This window comes from Pararhodobacter sp., assembly GCF_034676545.1.
Lineage (GTDB): Bacteria > Pseudomonadota > Alphaproteobacteria > Rhodobacterales > Rhodobacteraceae > Pararhodobacter.
In genome coordinates, this window is the sequence record NZ_JAUCBZ010000015.1 from 2,430,073 (window position 1) to 2,450,813 (window position 20,741).

Annotated in this window: 23 protein-coding genes; 11 read left to right on the top strand and 12 right to left on the bottom strand. The window is 61.4% G+C overall.

What is annotated here, in order from left to right:
• Positions 1 to 3: 3 nt before the first annotated feature.
• Positions 4 to 1,029 carry a LacI family DNA-binding transcriptional regulator gene (locus VDQ28_RS15435; protein WP_323036773.1) on the bottom strand — a complete coding sequence of 342 codons (1,026 nt, stop codon included), beginning with the start codon at positions 1,027 to 1,029 and terminating at the stop codon, positions 4 to 6.
• 293 nt (positions 1,030 to 1,322) lie between these two features.
• Here VDQ28_RS15435 and VDQ28_RS15440 point away from each other — a divergent pair, with 293 nt between their 5' ends.
• From VDQ28_RS15440 to VDQ28_RS15480, 9 genes are all read left to right on the top strand, one after another.
• The gene (locus VDQ28_RS15440; RefSeq protein ID WP_323036774.1) at positions 1,323 to 2,273 is read left to right on the top strand and encodes a YihY/virulence factor BrkB family protein; all 951 of its coding nucleotides are present in this window, start codon (positions 1,323 to 1,325) and stop codon (positions 2,271 to 2,273) included.
• Positions 2,270 to 2,872 carry a class I SAM-dependent methyltransferase gene (locus VDQ28_RS15445; protein ID WP_323036775.1) on the top strand — a complete coding sequence of 201 codons (603 nt, stop codon included), beginning with the start codon at positions 2,270 to 2,272 and terminating at the stop codon, positions 2,870 to 2,872. Before VDQ28_RS15440 ends, VDQ28_RS15445 begins: the two co-directional genes overlap by 4 nt.
• A gap of 621 nt (positions 2,873 to 3,493) precedes the next feature.
• Complete coding sequence (locus VDQ28_RS15450; protein WP_323036776.1) at positions 3,494 to 4,108, top strand: hypothetical protein; 615 nt, start codon at positions 3,494 to 3,496, stop codon at positions 4,106 to 4,108.
• A gap of 99 nt (positions 4,109 to 4,207) precedes the next feature.
• Entirely contained in the window at positions 4,208 to 5,599 is a 1,392-nt protein-coding gene (locus VDQ28_RS15455) for a pyridoxal phosphate-dependent decarboxylase family protein (RefSeq protein WP_323038143.1), read from the top strand.
• 79 nt (positions 5,600 to 5,678) lie between these two features.
• Positions 5,679 to 6,596, top strand: coding sequence for an endonuclease/exonuclease/phosphatase family protein (locus VDQ28_RS15460; RefSeq protein WP_323036777.1), 918 nt, complete (start codon positions 5,679 to 5,681; stop codon positions 6,594 to 6,596).
• Positions 6,597 to 6,670: 74 nt separating this feature from the next.
• Complete coding sequence (locus VDQ28_RS15465) at positions 6,671 to 7,588, top strand: aminotransferase class IV (RefSeq protein WP_323036778.1); 918 nt, start codon at positions 6,671 to 6,673, stop codon at positions 7,586 to 7,588.
• 41 nt (positions 7,589 to 7,629) lie between these two features.
• Positions 7,630 to 7,863 carry a hypothetical protein gene (locus tag VDQ28_RS15470; RefSeq protein ID WP_323036779.1) on the top strand — a complete coding sequence of 78 codons (234 nt, stop codon included), beginning with the start codon at positions 7,630 to 7,632 and terminating at the stop codon, positions 7,861 to 7,863.
• A 209-nt stretch (positions 7,864 to 8,072) separates the two neighbouring features.
• Positions 8,073 to 8,282, top strand: coding sequence for a fused MFS/spermidine synthase (locus VDQ28_RS15475; protein WP_323036780.1), 210 nt, complete (start codon positions 8,073 to 8,075; stop codon positions 8,280 to 8,282).
• Positions 8,264 to 9,577 carry a fused MFS/spermidine synthase gene (locus tag VDQ28_RS15480; RefSeq protein ID WP_323036781.1) on the top strand — a complete coding sequence of 438 codons (1,314 nt, stop codon included), beginning with the start codon at positions 8,264 to 8,266 and terminating at the stop codon, positions 9,575 to 9,577. The genes VDQ28_RS15475 and VDQ28_RS15480 overlap by 19 nt, the downstream gene beginning before the upstream one ends.
• 46 nt (positions 9,578 to 9,623) lie before the next feature.
• On the opposite strand, the gene VDQ28_RS15485 is transcribed toward VDQ28_RS15480, so the two are convergent.
• The 11 genes from VDQ28_RS15485 to VDQ28_RS15535 form a co-directional block, all read right to left on the bottom strand.
• On the bottom strand, positions 9,624 to 10,892 hold the full coding sequence (locus tag VDQ28_RS15485; protein ID WP_323036782.1) for an NAD(P)/FAD-dependent oxidoreductase: 1,269 nt from the start codon (positions 10,890 to 10,892) through the stop codon (positions 9,624 to 9,626).
• 38 nt (positions 10,893 to 10,930) lie between these two features.
• Positions 10,931 to 11,662 (bottom strand): c-type cytochrome, encoded by a 732-nt coding sequence (locus VDQ28_RS15490; RefSeq protein ID WP_323036783.1) that lies wholly within the window; start codon positions 11,660 to 11,662, stop codon positions 10,931 to 10,933.
• A gap of 3 nt (positions 11,663 to 11,665) precedes the next feature.
• The gene (locus VDQ28_RS15495) at positions 11,666 to 12,757 is read right to left on the bottom strand and encodes a c-type cytochrome (protein ID WP_323036784.1); all 1,092 of its coding nucleotides are present in this window, start codon (positions 12,755 to 12,757) and stop codon (positions 11,666 to 11,668) included.
• The gene (soxC, locus tag VDQ28_RS15500; RefSeq protein WP_323038144.1) at positions 12,738 to 14,021 is read right to left on the bottom strand and encodes a sulfite dehydrogenase; all 1,284 of its coding nucleotides are present in this window, start codon (positions 14,019 to 14,021) and stop codon (positions 12,738 to 12,740) included. Before soxC ends, VDQ28_RS15495 begins: the two co-directional genes overlap by 20 nt.
• A 35-nt stretch (positions 14,022 to 14,056) precedes the next feature.
• A complete protein-coding gene (gene soxB, locus VDQ28_RS15505) occupies positions 14,057 to 15,754 on the bottom strand; it encodes a thiosulfohydrolase SoxB (protein WP_323036785.1) in 1,698 nt (565 codons plus the stop codon).
• Positions 15,755 to 15,937: 183 nt separating this feature from the next.
• Positions 15,938 to 16,804, bottom strand: coding sequence for a sulfur oxidation c-type cytochrome SoxA (gene soxA / locus VDQ28_RS15510; protein WP_323036786.1), 867 nt, complete (start codon positions 16,802 to 16,804; stop codon positions 15,938 to 15,940).
• 35 nt (positions 16,805 to 16,839) lie between these two features.
• Positions 16,840 to 17,166: a thiosulfate oxidation carrier complex protein SoxZ gene (gene soxZ / locus VDQ28_RS15515; protein WP_323036787.1), complete on the bottom strand. Its 327-nt coding sequence runs from the start codon at positions 17,164 to 17,166 to the stop codon at positions 16,840 to 16,842.
• A 25-nt stretch (positions 17,167 to 17,191) separates the two neighbouring features.
• Entirely contained in the window at positions 17,192 to 17,608 is a 417-nt protein-coding gene (gene soxY, locus VDQ28_RS15520) for a thiosulfate oxidation carrier protein SoxY (protein WP_323036788.1), read from the bottom strand.
• Between the two features lie 38 nt (positions 17,609 to 17,646).
• Positions 17,647 to 18,144 (bottom strand): sulfur oxidation c-type cytochrome SoxX, encoded by a 498-nt coding sequence (soxX, locus tag VDQ28_RS15525; RefSeq protein WP_323036789.1) that lies wholly within the window; start codon positions 18,142 to 18,144, stop codon positions 17,647 to 17,649.
• Positions 18,145 to 18,355: 211 nt separating this feature from the next.
• The gene (locus VDQ28_RS15530) at positions 18,356 to 18,943 is read right to left on the bottom strand and encodes a thioredoxin family protein (protein ID WP_323036790.1); all 588 of its coding nucleotides are present in this window, start codon (positions 18,941 to 18,943) and stop codon (positions 18,356 to 18,358) included.
• Positions 18,944 to 18,966: 23 nt separating this feature from the next.
• Positions 18,967 to 19,704 carry a cytochrome c biogenesis CcdA family protein gene (locus VDQ28_RS15535; RefSeq protein ID WP_323036791.1) on the bottom strand — a complete coding sequence of 246 codons (738 nt, stop codon included), beginning with the start codon at positions 19,702 to 19,704 and terminating at the stop codon, positions 18,967 to 18,969.
• A 157-nt stretch (positions 19,705 to 19,861) separates the two neighbouring features.
• Here VDQ28_RS15535 and VDQ28_RS15540 point away from each other — a divergent pair, with 157 nt between their 5' ends.
• The gene (locus tag VDQ28_RS15540) at positions 19,862 to 20,245 is read left to right on the top strand and encodes a hypothetical protein (RefSeq protein WP_323036792.1); all 384 of its coding nucleotides are present in this window, start codon (positions 19,862 to 19,864) and stop codon (positions 20,243 to 20,245) included.
• 128 nt (positions 20,246 to 20,373) lie between these two features.
• Positions 20,374 to 20,739: a metalloregulator ArsR/SmtB family transcription factor gene (locus VDQ28_RS15545; RefSeq protein ID WP_323036793.1), complete on the top strand. Its 366-nt coding sequence runs from the start codon at positions 20,374 to 20,376 to the stop codon at positions 20,737 to 20,739.
• Positions 20,740 to 20,741 lie beyond the last annotated feature (2 nt).

Consider the following 20,741-nt stretch of genomic DNA (forward strand, 5'->3'; position numbering starts at 1 on the left):
GGATCATGCCGAGTCTCGCAGGATCAAACGACCTTCCAAACGCGTGCTTTTCCAAGGGGATACCCGCCCGTCAATCGCGGCAAACAAACTGTCGGCGGCGGTCTGGGATACGGCGTCATAGTCGTGCGAAATCGTGGTCAAAGGCGGACATGTATAGCGGGAATGGGGGTGACCGTCCTGTCCGGCAACCCGAATCGCATCGTCTGGGCCGCGCCCGACCCGGACCCCTTGTTCGTAACACGCCGTCAACAACCCGATCGCCAGTCGGTCGTTGCTGCACAGGATCGTATTGGTCGGAAATCGCGCCTGTGTCAGGGCCTCATGACCGCCCAGGCGACCGATTTCCTCGAACCCCCAACCCTCGCCTTCGACCGAGATGACATGCGGGGTATGACCAAAGGCCGCCATCGTATCCAGATAGCTCTGACGGCGACGCAGCGCGTTCGGATTGGCTGGGGTCTTCATGTCAAATAGACAAGGCGGCTCGCCGGTCCGGCACAGATAATCCGCAATATGCTGCGTGAACTGAAAGTTGTCGGAGCCCACGAACCCAAGGCCGATTTCCTCGACGCTGCTGTCGAAAATCATCGTCGGAACGTCGTTGCAGAACCGTTTCAGCGCTTGTTTGTCGGACGCGCGACCCAAGGGCGCCAGCAGGGCACCGGCTGGTTTGAGCGAGCGAAGCGTGTCGAGCACCTCGACCTCGAAGGCGGAGTCGCCGTGCGAGCTGAACAGGGTCGGGCGGTATCCGGCGGTGATGCAGCGCTGTTCGAGGTTGCGGGCGATTTCGGCGAAATAAGGGTCCGAGATGAGGGGGACGACGATGCCAATGGTCTTGGTCAACTTGCGGTTCTGGTTCATCGCATAGATGTTGGGTCGATAGTCATACCGCTCCAACGCGGCCTCGATGCGACCACGCGTGCCGGGACGAACGCTGTCAGGATCGTTGAAATATTTTGAGATTGTCGGGCGAGAGATGCCACTGACGTCGGCAAACTCCTGCATGTTCCGAATTTTGATACCTGTCATCGTCATCCGCTCCGCTGTTCTCGCGGTTTGCGTGTCAAACTTTCCAAGATGACACATGAATTTTCCGCGCGCCAAATTGCAACGTAACATTTTTTTCCTGAAACGCGACCCCTGCGTGAGAGAGGGTTCGGACAAGGCGGGCTGCAACGAAGGCGAGGCCCGCAAAAACCCTCGGATGCGCGGCGCAAGAGACGGTCGACGTTGCGGCGGGGAAATCGTACACGCCACTGGACGCAAACCCGTCAGTCCGCGACACTCTCGGGGACTGAGTTTTCTGACATCAGGAGTGCCCGATGGCGCGAGGCCGACAAGCAGACACCCCGGCGCAGATCCCGGCCAGTGGTTGGAAAGACATCGCCTTGCGCGTGAAAGACAACATTGCGGCCGATCATTTGGGCCTCATTGCCGCCGGGGTCGCGTTTTATGCGCTGCTGGCGATTTTCCCGGCGATCGCCGCGCTGATGGCGCTTGGCGGCCTTGTTCTGGCACCCGCTGAAGTGGCGGCACAGCTTCAAACCCTGACCGAGATCATCCCCGAGGAGGCTGCGCAGATCATCATGGATCAGGCCGTGGCGGTGACCGGTTCCGAGCAACAGGGCCTGGGTGTTGCCTTTGGCGTTGGTCTGGTTCTGGCGATTTATTCAGCGTCCAAGGGAATGGGCAGCCTGATGCAGGGGTTGAATGTTGCCTATAACGAGCGGGAAAAACGAGGGTTCGTCAGGAAAACGCTCTGGACGTTGGCGCTGACCCTGTTCTTGATCGTGGGGCTGATCATGGGCTTGCTCGCGGCGCTGGCGGTGCCTGTCATCCTGAGTTTTCTCATCCTGCCGGACGGGCTAAAGACGGCCCTGTCGTTGTCGCGTTGGGTCATTCTGGCGGCAATGACGGTGTTTGGTCTGGCGGTGATTTATCGCTACGGACCGTCCCGCCGGAATGCACGGTGGAAATGGCTGTCGGTCGGGTCCGTGACGGCCTGCGTGGTCTGGATCCTGGCCTCCATCGGGTTTTCGATCTATGTGCGCAATTTCGGCAGCTATAACGAAACTTTCGGCAGCGTGGCGGGGGTCATTGTCTTGCTGATGTGGCTGTGGATTTCGGCCTTCATCCTCATGCTGGGGGCGGTGATCAACGCCGAGATCGAGGCGCAGACCGCCGTTGATTCCACCGTCGGACCCGACAGGCCGATGGGGCAGCGCGGCGCCAAGAAGGCGGATATTCTGGGCGAGGCCAAGGGCAAGGCATGACGCGGGACTTTGGGGACTTGCGGGTTGATTTTGTCGGCGGCGCGGTGGCGCATCGGCGTCGCTTCGGCGGCGGGCGTGGACAGGCCCTGGCCAAGGCGATGGGCCTGCGCGGCGGCAAAACACCGACTATCGTCGATGCCACCGCGGGTCTGGGGCGCGATGCCTTTCTGTTGGCCTCGCTGGGTGCCGAGGTCACCTTGATCGAGCGATCCCTGACCATGCACGCCTTGTTGGAGCAGGGTTTGCAGCGCGCCTATGACGAGGGCGGAGACGTGCGCGACATCGTTCGCCGCATGACGCTTTTGCAGGGCGATTCCAAGGACTTGCTGCCGACGATGCGCACCGAGGCAATTCTGATCGACCCCATGCACCCGCCAAGCAGGAAATCGGCGCTGGTGAAGCAAGAGTTGCGACGTGTGCGCGAGATTGTCGGGGCCGACGATGATGCTTTGGACCTGATGCATATCGCGCTTGATCACGCACGAAACCGCGTCGTCTTGAAATGGCCCGCCAAGGCGGACCCGATGGTCGGACTGCGCGCGTGTTCGCATCATATCCTGGGGAAAACGACGCGTTACGATGTGTTCATGACCGGCTAAGGCAAACCCCCGGGGCCCGGCGCGTCATGGATGCGCCGGGCGCTGGTGTCTGGCAAAGCCGCGTCGGCTTTATACCGGATGAATGACCATGGTGATGATCGCATAGACCATGAACAGCCCGACGGAGCTCAACATGATGATGAGTGGAAGATATTGGCGCATGATGCCTCTCTGAGATTTCGCGTTGATGTTACGTCGAAGTCATCAGGGCCGGGGGCGCTTGTGGGGCTGGCCGCATATGGCGGCGGGCCAGGATCGCGTCAGAATGTGATGCGTGGTTGCGATACCGGGTCGCGGCGACTGTTGCCGGGGCAATGGTCCGTGGGGTAGTGGCGGGCGGCAGTGCCGTCGGCGAGGCGGGATCAGCCGACGGGGCGACAAGTTGGGTGCTTGCCAGTTCAACCCAGGTAACATTCGGCGCAGACTCATCCGGGCTGCTGGGGAAGGCCAGCAGGTACACCAGAAGAATCAGGCTAATCCACCGAAGCATTTTGGCCCCATACGTCGAATGTGACGACCACGCGCCTTCTTTATGGGTTTGTCAATTGAGATTTCGGGAATGTGAGATTCCCTTGCGTTGCCGTTGTCTGCGGTCAAGAGTTGGCGCAACGGGAGAGTGTGATGCGTCAAAACCGGGTCGATCCGATGGGGGGGTTACAGGCCATCGCCGAGCGGGGCGCTTGGTTCGGCAACAAAGGGTGTTTGCATACGTCGGATGGGCGGATCGTGCGAGGCCATAGTGGAAAACGCTGGATCACCTGCGTCTGTGCGTTTCGCGGGCGGCGGCGCGAGTTGATGCAGCCGGGCTGCTATACGGAGTTGTTTTTCCACGATGAAGCAACGGCTTATGCGGCGGGGCACAGGCCCTGTGCGCAATGCCGCTATCCGGAGTGGCGAGTGTTTGCAACGCTATGGGCCGAGCTGTTCGGAGCGGCGACGGCGGATCAGATCGACGCGGCCTTGCACGACGCGCGCCTTGAGGGCCGCGGGCGCAGAACGCGGCAAACACCCAAGGCAGAGGTGCCCGCAGGGGCAATGATTGTCGAGGCGGGCGCTGTTGTCTTGCGCGCGCAGGGCAGGTGGTGGCGCTGGCGTTTCCAAGGATACGCCGAGGCCCCGGCACCAAAGGCGTGCAGTGTGACCCTTCTGACGCCTTGGCCGCTGGCCCAGATGATGACCGCAGGTTTGCCGGTGCAAATCGCGGATCTGCCGGGCGTGCCGCATCGGTGCGGATGATTTGGTTGCCTTGTTCATTACTCTCTGATTTCCTGACCGCAACCCTGCCTTGGCCCGCACCAAAGGATGACGCCTATGCCCGATGATACCAAGCCTCGCATGGACTGGGATAATTTCGCCAGACTCGGCGCGGAAATCGCCGAATGGGGCGCGAATTACCATCGCGGCATTGGTGAGCGCCCGGTGCGCGCCCCGCTGGAACCGGGGGCCGTCCGGGCCAGATTTCCGCAAAGCCCGCCCGAAACAGGCGAAGGGTTGGACGGGATCCTGGCCGAGATCGACGAGAAGATCATGCCGGGTCTGACCCATTGGCAACACCCGAGATTCTTTGCCTATTTTCCGGGCAATGCCACGCCACCGTCGATGCTGGCCGATTTCGTGGCCTCGATCATGGCGCAGCAATGTATGCTCTGGCAGACCTCGCCCGCCGGAACCGAGGTGGAAACGCTGATGCTGGATTGGCTGCGGCAAGGGTTGGGGTTGCCGGAGGGGTTTCAGGGCGTCATTCAGGACTCGGCGTCATCGGCGACCTTGGCGGCGGTGTTGACCATGCGCGAGCGGGCGCTGAAGTGGGCGGGCAATGCAGCGGGGCTGACGGGCCAGGCGCGGTTGCGGATCTATGCGTCGGATGAGGTGCACACGTCGGTCGATCGGGCGATCTGGATTGCGGGGATCGGCGGTGACAATCTGGTGCGCATTCCAACCCGGGGTCCGTTGCGAGCGATGGACCCCGTTGCACTCCGCGCGGCGATCAGGGCCGACCGGGAGGCGGGCTATCTGCCAGCGGGACTTGTCGCCTGCACGGGCGGCACAGGCACCGGGGCGTGCGATGATCTGCGCGACGTTCTGGCCGTGGCGCGTGACGAGGCGCTCTATAGCCATGTGGATGCAGCCTGGGCCGGGGCGGCGATGATTTGCCCGGAATTTCGCACCCTTTGGGCGGGGATCGAAGCCGCGGATTCCCTTGTGCTGAACCCGCACAAATGGATGGGTGTCCAGTTTGATTTCAGCGCACACTATCTGCGCGACCCGAAAGACCTGGTCAAGACATTGGCCATTTCGCCGGAGTATCTGCGAACCCATGGCAAAGGCGGTTTCGTCAATTACTCGGAGTGGTCGGTGCCGTTGGGACGGCGGTTCCGGGCGATGAAATTGTGGTTCGTGCTCAAGGCCTATGGCCTCGAAGGGTTGCGCGCGGTGATCCGCGATCATGTGGCCTGGTCGCAGCAACTGGCCGAGGTCCTGCGCGCCGATGGACGCTTCGAGATTGTCACGGAACCGGTGTTGTCGCTGTTCACCGTCAAGCTGGCGGGGGCCGATGATGCGGCGATGCTGGCCTATGTGAACCGGATCAACGACGATGGCCGTATCTATGTCACGCAAGGGCGCACCAAGGGGCAAATCGTGGTAAGATTTCAGGTTGGCAGCTTCGCGGCGACAGAGGCGGACGTGATCTTGGCCGGTGAGGTGATGAAGTCGTTGGCGGGGTAGAAGAGGGGGCCAGCCCCCGTCTGCGCCTTTGGCGCAGCCTCCCCCGGGATATTTGGAGAACAAAGAGCGGGCAAGACCTATGCGGGTTCTGACTTTCAATGTCCAAAACCTGCGATTGCGTCGTCCCGGCGGCCAGGACCGGTTGGACGGGGCGCGCGATTTCGACGAGACCGAAAAGGCCGAAGATCTGGGCCGGGTGCTTGATTTCGCGGATCGGCGTTTGACGGCGCAGGTATTGGCACAGGCCGATGCCGATGTTTGCGCCTTGCAAGAGGTGTTTGACGCGCCGTCGCTGGACTATTTTCACGATCATTTGCTGCGGGCGACAGGAGTCGAGTTGTGGCCGTGGCGTGCCTGTTTGCCCGGCAATGATGGGGCAGGGCGCGATGTCGCGGTGATGGCACGTCGGCCCTTTGCCGCGACCTCTTATGCGCGCCTGCGTCCCCGTGATCTGGGCCTGTCGCAAGTGCCCGGCGTCAGTGTGGATCGGGTGATTTTCTGCCGCGACTGCCTGCAAGTCGAGATGGGCGCGTTGACCTTGTTCACCGTGCATTTCAAGGCGCCCTGGCCGGATCGAACCGCGGCCTGGCATCGGCGGCGGCTTGAAGCGCTGGCGGTGAAGCGGCTGATCGAACGTCGCTTTTCGGAGCCGGGCGCAGCGCTGTGGTTGGTGCTGGGTGATCTCAATGACCCGCTTGCTGACCCCGAGCGCGCGGTGGCGCCGCTGATCGAGGGGTTTGGCGTGGACCTGACGGCGCGTATGGCGCCGGGCGAGCGCTGGACCTGGTGGCACGAGGACGGGGTTCGCGGGTGCCCGGACGCCATGGTGGCCTCGCCGGCCTTGGCGGCACGCTGGCCTGATGCCGTGCCGCGCGCCCTGCGGGCGGGGATGGGCCGCGATGCGGGCGGTCAGGCCGCGCGGCTGGAAGATGTTGGCGACCATCGCCCGCACGCCAGCGATCACGCGGCGTTGGTGCTGGATTTGCCGGGGATATGAAGGACAGGAATTGGTGCCTGCGCTTGACTCTTGGCCCTGCGCCCGTGCCAATCGACACAACAGGAGGCCAAATCATGACCACACGAACCGCCGCACAAGGCTATCTTCCCGATCCGCGCAATGATGATGTTCTGGTGTCGGTCAACGGTGCGTTGATCCCCCGCAATCAGGCGATGGTCTCGATCTTTGACGCGGGATTCGGCTTTGGTGATGGCGTCTGGGAAGGCTTGCGGCTGGTGCGTGGCAGGATCTTGCAGCTGGACGCGCATCTGGATCGGTTGTTCGAAGGGACGGGGTCGATTGCGCTGGAGATCCCGCAAGGCCGCGAGGGGATCACGGCCGCGTTGGAGGCGGTGTTGGACGCCAATGGCATGACCGATGGCGCGCATCTTCGGTTGATGGTGACGCGGGGTATCAAGTCGACGCCGAACCAGGACCCGCGCTTCATCATTTCTGGCCCGACGGTGGTGATCGTCGCCGAATTCAAGACGCCGCGTCCAGAGGCCCGGACCAAGGGCATGACGCTGTTCACGTCGACTTTCCGCACCTCTGGCCCCGATGTTTTTGACCTGCATCTCAACTCCCACAGCCGTCTGAACCTGATTCAGGCGCTGATCCAGGCGATCAACGCGGGCGCTGACGAGGCGCTGATGTTGGACCCGCGCGGATTTGTGGCGAGTTGCAATTCGACCAACTTTTTCATCGTGCGCAAAGGGGAGGTCTGGACCTCGACCGGCAGCTATTCCTTTCGCGGCATCACCCAGCGTGCGGTGATCGAGGCCTGTCGGGCAGATGGGATTGTCGTGCGTGAGTGCGACTTTACCTTGGCGCAATGCTATGCGGCGGATGAAGCCTTCGTGACCGGAACACTGGGTGGGGTGACACCGGTCACGCGCATTGACGGGCGCCGGATCGGGGCAGGTGTGCCGGGGTCGTTTGCGGACCGTGTGCGCGGCCTGTATGAGGCGTCGGTTTACCCAACAGGTGCATGAGTCCCTCGATTCCAGATGTCAGACAATAAAAAGACATCGGCATGAATATTGCTCGGAAACAGGCGGTATATCTGCGAAAGGCTGCGAGTTTCACGCAGATTCATACACGGACTTATCCACAGGGCAATAAATGTCAGACTTTCAAGGGTGGCGATCTGGATCCCCTGATCAATATCTTGCGCGGTTGGATTATGAGGGCGTATCAACGTAAGAAGGTCTTGCAAGAGATTGATAAAACGACATTAAAGCCAGATTTCGCGTTGATGGCCAGATGAGGGACAGGTCATCTTTTGAGCGTGAAGGCGACCAAGTTCTCGTTTTGTGCATTTTGCGTCAAGGAAACTTATGCACAACGCGTCACGTCGAAAAATTCGGGCAGCCATATGGTCAATATGTGCGTGAGAGATTGGTATACGCTTGTTCGCTGGCCCCCTCTGGGGTGTAATCGGTGGGCGAACAAGAAACGCCAATCATTGGGGAAAACATGCGCTCTTTGTGGCTCTTGGTGGCGGTGCAGGCAACGGTGGCGGCCGCGAGTTTGGTGGTCGAAATCGTCGCTGGGCGACTGTTGGCGCCCTATGTCGGCATGTCCTTGTACACCTGGACGTCGGTGATCGCGGTTGTGCTCGCCGGGTTTTGGCCGGACATTGGGTTGGCGGGCGGTTCGCGGAGTGGGTGCCGGACCGCGCCTTGAAGGCCAATGGCTGGGCGATGCTGGCGGCCTCGGTGACAACCGCGGGCGCGATTTTCGTACTGCGATCCCTGTCGGGTCCGGTGATCACCGCGGTCCCCGATCCGGTGATCTCGATCATCGTCTTGACAGGTCTGGTGTTTTTCCTGCCGTCCTTTTTTGCCGGGATTCCTGCGCCAATCCTGTCGATGATCGCCGTGCATTTTCACGCGGATCGCCGGGGGCGCGCGCTGGGGGCAATGTTCGCGGCGGGCGCATGGGGTGCCATTTTGGGGACACTGGCCGCCGGGTTCGTCTTCATTTCGTGGCTGGGATCTACCGGAACTCTGGTCGTGGTGGCGGCGGTTTATGCCGCATTGGGGCTGCAATCCCTGTTTGCGGCGGGCAGCCTGCGCGGCGCGGGGCTGGGGGGCGTGGCAGTCCTGGTGCCTGTCTCGCTGAGCTTTGGGGCGATGAATATGCCCGATCCTTGCACGGTCGAGAGCAATTATTTCTGCATCCGGGTGATTGATACCCCGTCCAGCGCCGGCGGGCTGACCCGGTTGATGGTTCTGGATCATCTGGTGCATGGCGCGGCTGACCAAGCGGACGCCCGCGCCATGATGACGCCGCACGCGATGATGTTGGACGGGTTGGCGCGGCTGCGTATGGAGGATCGCGCGGCGTGGAGCGCGTTTTTCGTGGGCGGCGGCAGCTATTCCGTGCCGCGCGGCTGGCATGCTCTGGGCACGCCAGTGCAGATCACGGTGGCCGAAATTGATGCGGCGGTGACTGAAACGGCGATCAACGCGTTTTGGTATGAGCCGGGCGACGACCGGATCATCCATGCCGACGCCCGGCAAACCTTAAGTCGTGAAAGCACCCGGTATGATGTGATCATCGGTGATGCGTTTTCGGACATCGCCGTGCCGCAGCATTTGATCACCCGCGAGTTCTTTGAACTGGTACGGGCGCGGTTGACCGATGAGGGTGTCTATCTGATGAACATTATTGATCATTCGGATCGGTTGGACGTGCTGGCCTCGTTGATCACCACGGCACGCGCGGTTTGGCCCAGTGTCGAGATCTGGGCCATTCCGGGCCATGATCCGACCGAGACACGGCGCGTTTTCGTCATGGTGGCGGGTGAGGGGCCGTCGATGCGCTCGCAGATCGACCATGAGGGGCCGATGCCATTGGCGGCGGTGCGGGTTGCGGCGGCATCAATCGAGGCGATCCTGGACTCCCGCGCGCCGATTGTGTTTACCGACGATTACGCGCCGATTGACCGGCTGCTGGGCGACCGAGGCGACGGATAAACCGCACCGAGCCCGAAAAAAGGGGGCTTGCGCCCCCTTTCCTTGATTATCCGAAAATATCGGCAGTGATGCCTTCGTACCAGCCGACGCTTTCCTCATAGGTGCGTTGGCGCATTTCGGCGGTTTCGCCCACTTCGCTGATGAAGGACGACACGGAATCAATCTGCGCCGCGCCGGGTTCATAGCTTGCGCCGACTTTGACACCATCATTGGTGGCAATCAGCGACCAGCAGGTGTTGGAATAGCGCGCCGGGAACACGCGGCTGCCGGTCAGGTCCGCGCGGACCACGTTGGCGGCGACCTTGGCTTGGCTGTTGGCCGAGAAACCCGATTTGGGCATGGCACCCTGCGCCGAGGAATCGCCAAGAATGAAGATGTTTTCATCGACGCGTGAGCGCATGTCGGTCGGTGTGACCGGTGCCCAGCCGGTGTCGTCGGTGACACCGGCCAATTGCGCGATGCGCCCGGCTTTTTGCGCCGGAATGACGTTGCAGACATCGACGGCCTGCACCTCGCCGTCGATGACCACCTCCATCGTCTCTGGTCGCACCTCGACGTTACCGCCGCCGAAATCGGGGCCAATGCGCTCGATCATGCCGCTGTAGTGGCGTGACCAGCCGTCCTCGAACAGGGCTTGTTTCGAGAAGTTGACCTTGGGGTCGAGGATCAGGATCTTGGCGGTCGGGTTCGATTGCGACAGGACATGCGCGACCATCGACACCCGCTCATAAGGCCCGGGCGGGCAGCGGAACGGGTTTGGCGGCGCAACCATGGCGAAGGTGCCGCCTTCCCGCATGGTTTCCACCTGATGCTTCAAGAGTTGCGTCTGGCTGCCGGCCTTATAGGCATGGGGCATTCTGGCTTGCGCGGAAATATCCCAACCGGGGACGGAATCGTCAACAAAATCAATGCCCGGTGCAATGATCAAACGATCATAGGGCAGGGTGTGTCCGCCCGCCAACGAGACGGTTTTGGCGTCGCGGTCTACGCCGACGGCCCAGTCGTGCACAACATTGATGCCATAATCCGACACCAGCGCGCCATAGGAGTGGCCGAGGTTTTCGTAATCCCAGAACCCACCGAGATAGAGGTTCGAGAAGAAGCAGGTATAATACTGGCGAGTTGGTTCGATCAGCGTGACGTCAATCGCGCCGTCGGAATCCTTGGCGATAAAGCGCGCTGCCGTGGCACCGCCCGCGCCACCGCCGATGACGATGACCTTGGGGCGGCCCTGCGCCATGACCATGGGGGCGGAAAGGGCTGGCGAGGTTGCGGCGACCGTGGCCAGAAACTTGCGTCGGTTGATAAGTGTCATGGTCTTCCTCCGGTTGATGAATTGATGTTGCGGCGTCTTCAGTCGGGTATTGTTGCGAAATAGGCGGCCAGCGCCGCGATCTGCTCAGCGTCCAGCCGCTGGGCCATCATCTGCATGACCGGGTGCGGACGCAAACCCTGTTTATAGGCGTGCATGGCGACGACAAAATCCTCTGCCAGCCAACCGGTGATGGCGGGAATCCCGTCATCGGTGCCGCTGAGTTGATGGCAGGTGGTGCATTCCGCCGCGAGGTATTCGCCATATTCGCGATCACCCTCGATTTGCAGGGTTTCCGGCGACAAGTCCGGCATGGTTCTGCGGGCGGTCGGGGCGGATTCGGGGATATTCTGCGGTTGCTCGGAATAGGCGCGCAGATAGGCCAGAAGATCGTGACGCTCGGTCTCATCGCGCAGTCCGCGATAGCTCATGCGCGTGCCCGAAACCAGCGCACGCGGGTTGGCGATATAGGCGTCGAGGGTTTCATAGGTCCAGACCAGCCCGTCAACGCCCATGCGGATCAAGCCGCGCGAATAACGAACATCCTCCAAGGACCCAGCGCCGCGATCATAGATGCGGTTCAATTGCGGGCCGACGCGGTTGGCAGCGTCGGGGCCGATTTCGTGGCAAAACGCGCAGTCGCGGTTGAAGACAACCGCCCCTGCGGCGGCATCGCCGAGCGGCGCCGCGAGGCTTTGTCCGGTCGGAGTTTGTGCCGGGGCAGCGAGCGCCCCGGCGAGCGTCAGACAGATTGCGACAAGGACCCCGCGCATGGATCAGTCGCCAAAGGACGACAGATAGGCGATCACCGCGGCGCGGTCAGCCTCATCGCGCAAGCCCCGGAACGACATCCGCGTGCCGCGCATGTAGCCTCGTGGATCGGCGAGGAAGCTGTCGAGGGCCTCGGGCGTCCAGACCAGGCCATCGGCCGCCGCCTGCTGCATCGGGTTCGAATAGCGGAACCCGTCCACAGCGCCTGCGGCGTTGCCGACAATGCCATAAAGGTTCGGCCCGGTGCCATTGCGTGCGCCTTGCTCAACGGTGTGGCAACTGCGGCATTGACGCCACAACCCTTCGCCCGCAGCAACCAGGGCCGGGTCCAGGGTTGGGGTTTCCGGCTCTGCGGCGGCTTCCTGGGTCGGCTCGGCTGCGGGCATCGCCCCTTCGCCACCCTCGGGCAGCCCGGCGTTTTCGGCCACTCCGCTGGCACGATCCGGCGCAAACACCGTCACCGCACCCTCGGGCGTGGATTGCAGATCGGTGGCGCGCAGGGTGATGTGAACCGGCGCGCTGCAATCGCTCATGCAGGGGTCACCCGTGAACAGCGGCACCTCGACCTCGACACGGTCATCGACATAGAACCCATCGGCATTCGGCATCTCGACATCGAGGAAATTGTCGCGCGACAGCACAAAGTCGTCATCCACGATGCCGTTGGAATAGAGGATATACGCGGTGATGGCATAGGTCTCATCAGCGGTCAGGATCTGCGCATTGCCAAAGGGCATCGAGCGATGGACATAGTCCCAGACGGTTGACAGGTACGGCCAATAGCTGCCGACGGTTTTCACCGGGCGGCGGTTGGTGAGCGTGCCTTCGCCGCCCGCGATGACCGGGAATGCGCCCGCCCCCTCGCCGAAATCGCCGTGACAACTGGCGCAGTTTTCAACCCAGAGATCCTCGCCATCATAGACATCGCCGGAGCCCTCGGGCAGGCCAGTGCCATCGGGCTCGACCGCGATATCCCAGGCCGTGATTTCTGCGGGCAGGGCGGGGCGGCCAAGATTGTGGACCTGTGCCATGAGAGGCGTGGCAAGCATACCCGCCAACGCCGTGGTGGTGAGCGCCTTAAGTACTGACTTCGACATTTTCCACCGCTCCGTTCTCATAGACCGCCCAGGTCTGAATTCCGTTGTTGTGATACACCGAGTTCAACCCGCGAATGTCGCGCAACTGGTTCTTGGTCGGCTGGACATAGCCGGTATCGTCCATCGCCCGCGATTGCAGCAACATCGGGCTGCCGTCCCACTCGATTTCCAGATAGAACCGCGACAGCGCGAACTTGCCGCCCTGCGTGCCAAGCCGCGCGGTCTGCCAGTTGACGCCACCATCCAGCGAGACATCCACGCGCTCAACTGCCCCGCGACCAGACCACGCCAGACCCGTGATGACCAGCGGGCCAGTGCCATGGGTGATCGGCATTTGCGGCGAGGGCGAGGTGATGACGGATTTCGCGTCCATCTCCCAGGTCCATTTGCGCGCGCGTCCATCGGGCATGAGGTCGGTGTATTTCGAGGTCTCCTCGCGGGCTTCCACTGCCGAATGGTTCACGCCAATGCGGCGCACCCATTTGACCCACATGTTCCCCTCCCAGCCGGGAACCACCAGCCGGACCGGGTAGCCATGCTCTTTGCGCAGCGCCTCGCCGTTGGCCTTGAAGGCAACCAACACGTCGTCCATCGCCTTTTCCAGCGGGATCGAGCGCCCGTTCGACGAGGCATCGGCCCCCTCGACAAAGATCCACTGGCCTTCGGGCTGCACGCCCGCTTCCTCCAGCAAGACGCGCAGCGGGATGCCGGTGTATTCCATGTTGTGAATCATGCCGTGGGTGAACTGCGCGCCGTTCAATTGCGCGCCCGCCCATTCCATGCCCGAATTCGCCGCGCATTCGCAGAAATACACATGATTTTCACGCGGGAAGCGCATCAGATCTTCGTAGGTGAACACCAGCGGGCGATCCACGAGGCCGGTGATCATCAGGCGATAATCGTCTTTCGACAGCTCGATCGCGCCCGAATGGTGCCGCTCGAAGGCGCAGCCCTGCGGGGTGATCGTGCCGTCAAGTGCATGGATCGGTGTGAAGTTGATCGAACTGATCGGGTCGGCGGTCAGCCAGGAGACCGTGCGACGCACGACATCCTCTTCGAACCGGATCGGCAGTCCGTAGGGTGAGGCGTCCACCCCGTCACCCGTGGCCGAGGCCCAGTCCTGCACTTCGGTGATCAGCGGGTCGGCCTCTTGCGCGTTGGCCGTTGCGGCCCCCACGACAGCGCCGCCCGCGGCCAGCCCGGCCGTGCGCAGAAAATTGCGACGGCTGGTGTCTACCGGGTGCGTGTGATCGTCATCAGACATGTCGGTCATGACGCTTGCTCCTTCGTTTCAACGTCTCAGTTGCCGGTTACGGTTACCGCAGTGTTGGGTTCAGCCGATACGCGACCAAGTTTGCGAATGTGCTCTTCGACCACATCCCAGATCTGCGGCCCCTCGGTGCCTTCATTGACCGAGGCCCAGCCGCCAACCGTATAGCTGCGCGCCATATCCAACGCCTCGCCGGTGCGCAGCAGGGTCAGGCCGGTAATCCGCTCGCCGATTGGTTTCTGAATATCAATGGCATAGGCAAGACCGCCCAGGCGCACCATATCGCCACCCTGTTGGTAATAGGGATCGGTGTTGAACAGGTTGTCGGCGACATCCTCGAGGATCGCATGGATCGTCTCGCCGGTCATTTCCGAACGGTACACCTTGCCATAGGTCATCGAGGTCACACTGTGGATATCCTCGCGGGTGATCGCGTCGCCGGGCATCAGGCTGGCGCCCCAGCGCACGCCGGGCGACATGGCAATCTCGGTGTCGCGCTCGGACATGATGGCGTCGCAAATCAGGGTGTCCCAGGTCCCGCCAAAGTTGCCGCGCCGGTAGAGCAGGCTGTCGGTGTGGCCGATGACCTCCTCGAGCTGCTCTTTGTAGGGTGCGCGCTCGGCGTCGACCAGCGCGGCCATCTCGGGGTCGGGGGCGATCACGTCGCTGAACACCGGGATCAACTTGTGGCGAAAGCCCATCAACTGCCCGTCGCGCACATCGAGATCCAGACGGGTGACAAATTTCCCATGGCTGCCCGAGGCGATCAACAGCGTGGTGCCGACCAGAACGGGCTCGGGCAGGGCGTCATGGGTGTGGCCGGTCAGGATCACGTCGATGCCGGAGACGCGGCTGGCCATCTTGCGGTCGACGTCAAAGCCGTTGTGCGACAGAACGACGACGACATCGGCCCCTTGACCGCGCACTTCGTCCACCATCTCCTGCATGCGTTCATCGCGGATGCCAAAGCTGAATTCCGGGAACATCCAGCCCGGATTGGCGATTGGCATATAAGGAAAGGCTTGACCGATGACCGCCACCTTGGCGCCACCACGCTCGAACCAGGTGTAGGACGGAAAGTCTTCGGAGGGTTCGTTCCACTCGGCGTCAAAGATGTTCTGGCCAAGGAACGGGAAGTTCAATTGTGCGACCAGTTCGAACACCCGCTCGGTGCCAAAGGTCCATTCCCAATGCGAGGTCATCGCCTCGGTGCCGAGCGCGTTCATGATGTTGACCATGTCCTGACCGCCGGTCAGATAGCTGGTCATCGAGCCGTGCCAGGTATCGCCGCCGTCCAGCACAATCGCATCCGGGCGATCGGCTTTGATGGCCTTGACGATGGTGGCGACACGGTCCATGCCGCCCATCTTGCCGTAGGTCTGCCCGAGGGCGACAAAATCCTTGTAGGTCAACGCATAAGCCTCGGGCGAGCCGGGCGTCAGGTTGAACATGTCGATGAAATCCTGGCCCACGACATGCGGTGGCACGCCGCGGACGTCACCAACACCGATGTTGAATTCCGGCTCGCGGAACCAGATCGGTTTGGTGTGGGCGTGAATATCCGTGACGTGGATCAGCGAGATATTCCCGAACGTGTCAAATCGCAACAGGTCGTCCTGGGTCAGGACTTGTTGCGCGGCCAGTTTGGACCAGTTGCCAAAGCCGGAAATACCGTACAGGGCGGATGCAGCAATCGAGGCTTGCAGGAATTCGCGCCGGGATATCATGCGTTCGATCTCCTATAGTCGAGAGAGGCGGGGCGGATTTGAAGCCGAAGTTATGCCAATCTACGAAGATGTGAATATACGGAAAAGCTTGATGAGCGCGAAACGCGCGGTCTGCCGTATGGTCTGACCCCCGGAACCCAAGGGTGGAAAAAGGGGCGCGGCGGGCCGCACCCCTCGCGTGTCTTATGGTCGGACCGAGACGCCTTCGATCGACAGACCCATGCCGCGCGAGGCGACGTAGAGCTCCAGCGCGCGGAACTCGTCTGAGCCTTCGGCAAAAGTTTCGGCACGGGTGTCACGGATACAGCCACGGAAGCGGTTGTGTATCGACACGATACCCGCGTTCTTCAGGCGGTAGGTCGGGAACCCGTTGATCTGGCCTTGGCTCAAGTGATCCGCGCGGATCATCAGACCATAACTCTCCTCATGACAACTCGAACAGGACAGTTCGAGCTGGCCGTAACGAGTATAATACATGTCGCGACCCTGCTCCCAATAGGGGGCGGCGGGGCCATCAATCTGCACGTCAACCGGCATGCCGCGCGATTGCAACGAGATATAGGACGTCATCGACGTCATTTCATTCCCGCTCCAGCGCCACGCCTCGGCCCCCATGCGCTCCGTGCGGCAGTCGTTCACATAGTCTTCCATCGACCACAGGACGCCATCCTCGTTGACATGGGGCATGCTGGCGCGAACGCCCGCCATGCTTTCCTCGGCATCGCCGTGGCAATCCTGACAGGACTGGCCGGCGGTGCCGTCCGCGGTGGACCACAATGCCTCTCCGTTTTCCACGGCAAGCATCGCCGGGTTTTCAAAGTCGTCCATCTGCATGGCCCGTGTGTCGGCATCGCGGAACAACCAGCCCGAGTAGCGCTCGGGCAGGTTGGGTGTGATGACATCGTCGCTCGGGGCGCGGGTCACAAGGTGTAACTCGCCCTCGATGATCAGTTCTGCCGTTGGGTCCGGATCGGCCCAGGCCATGCCCGTGAACAAGGCCATACAGGCCGACGCCAAGGCCATCGTTGTGGCAGTCTTAAGGTGCTGCATAGTGTCTCCTCCCAGACTTCTGTCGCGCCGAAAGCTCAGCTGACTTCGAAGGCTTCGGTTGCGGTGTAAACGTCGCCGTTGTCATCATACCAGGTGAAAACAAAGTCACCGGATTGGTCAACGAGGGCCTCGAATTCAAAGTACGGATTGGCGGAAATCGCGCCTTCGAGAGCGGAATCAAGGACCATGCGGCCGTTGAATTCACATGTGAAGCGGTTGATGATCTGACGCGGAATCGTTTCGCCGGCCGAATTGCGGCGCTGGCCCGATTCCATGTCGTGATTGATCAAGGTTTTCACCACGATCGAGTCGCCTGCCGACGCGCTGCGTGGGAGGCGGATGCGGGGTCTTACTTCTGTCATCTGCGTTACTCCTGAAATGTCTGGCTCAGCCGCCGCAGCCGCCGATGGTGACTTTGATCTCGACGCGGGTCGAGGCAAACGTGCCGTCTGCCATCTTGGCAATTGCCACCACGTCCTGGGTCCGGCCCAGACGAATGCGGGTGGCAATCATGGCGGCCCCGGCCGCTTCGCCGAACATGAACCGGCCGACATTGGGGGTCGGGTTGCCGGTGGCAATGATGGTGATTTCGCTGGCACCGGGCGCCGAGATCGCGATCGGAACGGTGTTTCCGTTCTCGGCGATTTCAGGCGCGGTGATGGTGACACCGGTTTCGGCCATCTCGGCCCCACCGGTAAAGGCGGCGATTGCTTCTTCGACCGTGAGGGCCGAGGCGGTTACGGGTAGCAGGGCCAAAGCCGAGGCTCCGAGACCGATCGCGAGTGTGTCGCGTCTTGTCAGCATGGGTGAACTCCTTTCAAGTTTCGGGGCTGGGACCGCGTTCAGTCGGTCAGCGTCATGAGATAGGCGATGGTATCCTCGATCTGCTGCGCCGAGAGCAGGGGACCAAAAGTGGCGGGATCTGCGGCGCGGCCGGTATAGCCGTCACCGGGACGAATGAAGCCGGTCACGCGGTAAAACGACGGCATCCGGGTTTCGGGGAACATGTGCTTGGCGTCAACGAGGATGCCGCGCAGTTCTGCCTCGGACCAGCGGCTGCCGGCGCCGTCGAAGGACGGGCCCACATTGCCTTGGAATTCGACATCCGGAAGTGCGGAAACCTGGTGGCATGCAACGCAGTTCCCCTGCGATTGCGTCGATACAACAGTCACCCCATCGGCGGCGTTGCCGGGTGCGCCGGTCAGCGATTCCGTCACCATGACGTCGTCGACCCAGACGATATCAGTGGGTGCCGTTTGCGCGACGGCAGCCCCGGAAAAGACGAGGCCGGCGACAACAAGGCTCGCGACGGCGGAGCCGGTCACAGCTTTCAGGTTCATGGATGTCCTCCCTGACATTCAGCGATTGATTGTTGCGCTCTCCCAAACGCATTACGAAACTAACGTAGCCGATGGTGCACCGAAACGGCAACAGAAAATTCAAGTTTATGCATATTGGTTTTGCATTCCATTGACGTGTCCTTGCTGTTGCAGGATTGGGAACTCGGTTTGACCGCGATTGGTTCCCTGATCCTTGGCGGGTGTTCGGCGACTACGGGTTCAGGTTGCGCGCCACATAATGCTGGAAATGCTCGTCGCCTTCATAACCGCGCTCCAGCACCCATTGCAGCATCAGCCTTGTGGTGCCACGCTCGAAGGCGCCGGGCATGATCATCACGGCGGCATCGCGCACGGTGCCTGATTCTGGCACGTTCTCGGGCAGGAAGATCATGGTTGGCGTGAACACCACGCCCCAGCGGGTCATCATGTCACGCTCATCGCGCACATCACCGTCAAAATCGGTGACCGGAACATTGCCGAACAGGTTCATCTGTACAACGAAATAATCCTCGCGCAGCATCCGCGCGATATCGTCGTCGGTATAGACATGCTCGTGCATGCGCGTGCAATAGATGCAGCCGCGTTGCTCGACCAGGATCAACATCCGCTTGCTCAGCGATTTGGCCTCTTCGAGGTCGTCGCGCATGTCGCGGAAGGTCTCATTGAGCCAGCCGGGCTTGTGCAAGCCATCCTCGCCCATTGGCGCTACGGCCTGGTCAGCGCGGGCCGGGCGAGTCAGGGATGCGGCGGCAACCGTCAGCGCCATACCGCTCAAGAACGTTCGACGATTTGTTGGCATTTTGGCCTCCTCCTTGGGCGATGTTAACCGATCGAGGCCATCCACGGCATTACCTCGATCATCCATTGCGCGATATAGGCGACGGAATTCGTGGCGATCAGAATCGCGAACACGATCAGCATCACGCCCATGATCTTCTCGACATATTGCAGCTTGTTGCGGTGGCGTGAGACCCAGTTGAGGAACGGCCGCGCGAACAGGGCGGCGATCACGAAGGGCAGGGTCATCGCCATGCCATACACGAACAGCAGCATGGCGCCGCGCGTGATGTCGCCCATGCCCGACGCGATCATCAGGATCGCCGCCAGTGCCGGGCCGACGCAGGGTGTCCAACCAAAGCCAAAGGCGAGGCCCATCACATAGCTGCCGATCACCGATTTTGGCGCGCCGGCGTTCTCGATCCGCGCCTGACGATACAACAGAGAGATTTTCAGCACGCCGAGAAAATGCAGGCCGAACACGAACAGCACAGCCGCGGCGACCCATTGCAGCGTGTCGCGCCATTCCAGAAAGGCCTGACCGAGCGCCGTGGCACCCATGCCCAGCAGCACGAAGATCGTTGTCACACCCAGCGAAAACGCCAGTGCAGACAGAACCAACCGCCGCTGAGCGCCGGGTGCCAGCCCTTGATCCGCGCGCAGTTCCGCCATCGACAGACCGGCCATGTAACACAGGTAAAACGGCACCATCGGCAAGATGCAGGGCGACAGAAACGAGAGGATCCCGGCAAGGGCTGCGCCACCGAAGCTGATATCAAACATGCAGCATCACCTCTTTGGCCGACCTTGCGAGCGACTCTTGCCCGCGCAACTCAATCACATTACAATGTTGTTATGTATCCAAACGCTCGTCAATCGGGAATTGAAGGGTTACACTGAATATCTTGATTCCGACGCGCACCTTTGCAGGAGGACCGACATGCTGATCAAACGTCTGACATCTGTTGTTGTCGCTCTGATCCTGAGTGGCCTGTCCGCAATGCCCGGTTTTGCGCAGGAATTCCGTCTGTTGATGATCGAACAGGTTGGCTGCTACGTCTGCGAGGCGTTCAACCGCGATATCGCCCCGATCTATGAGGCATCGCCCGAAGGCGAGGTTGCGCCGTTGATCCATGCCGATCTGCGTGGCCCTTTGCCCGACGGGGTAACGCTGCATTCACGGCCTTTTGTGACGCCAACCTTCATTCTGCTGGATCAGAATGGCACCGAAATCGGGCGCTTGCTCGGGTTTCCCGGCGAAGACTTCTTTTGGCCCTATATCAATGAGATGTTCGCCACGGCGCGGGCCGCGACCTCGGGTTGAACACCCGCCGCGCGATGGTTTGCACCACCATCCCACTCAATTCCTTGCAAATCCCATGATACACTGAACTTTGGTCATGTGACGCCAAAGGGCGTTGACGCCATGATCAAGGGTAGAGTGGAGATCGCATGTCGCCAGACGACATGACACAAATTCCGTCGTTCGAACAGGACGTGGATACCGGGCGCTGCGATGCACCCGGGTCATCGTTTCAACTCGCCCAGGCGCGCGGAGCGGCGGATTTTCTGAAAGCCTTGGGCCACGAGGGGCGCTTGTTGATGCTGTGCCACCTGTGCGAGCGGGATCTGTCGGTCACCGAGCTCGAGCAGTTGATCATGTCGCGCCAAGCCGCGGTTAGCCAGCAGCTTGCGCGTTTACGCCATGAAAAGCTGGTGACGACACGGCGCGACGGCAATCAGATCATCTACTCTCTGGCCGATTCGCGCGTGCGTGACACCATTTTGACCATTCAACGTCTGTTTGGACGCCCCTGACG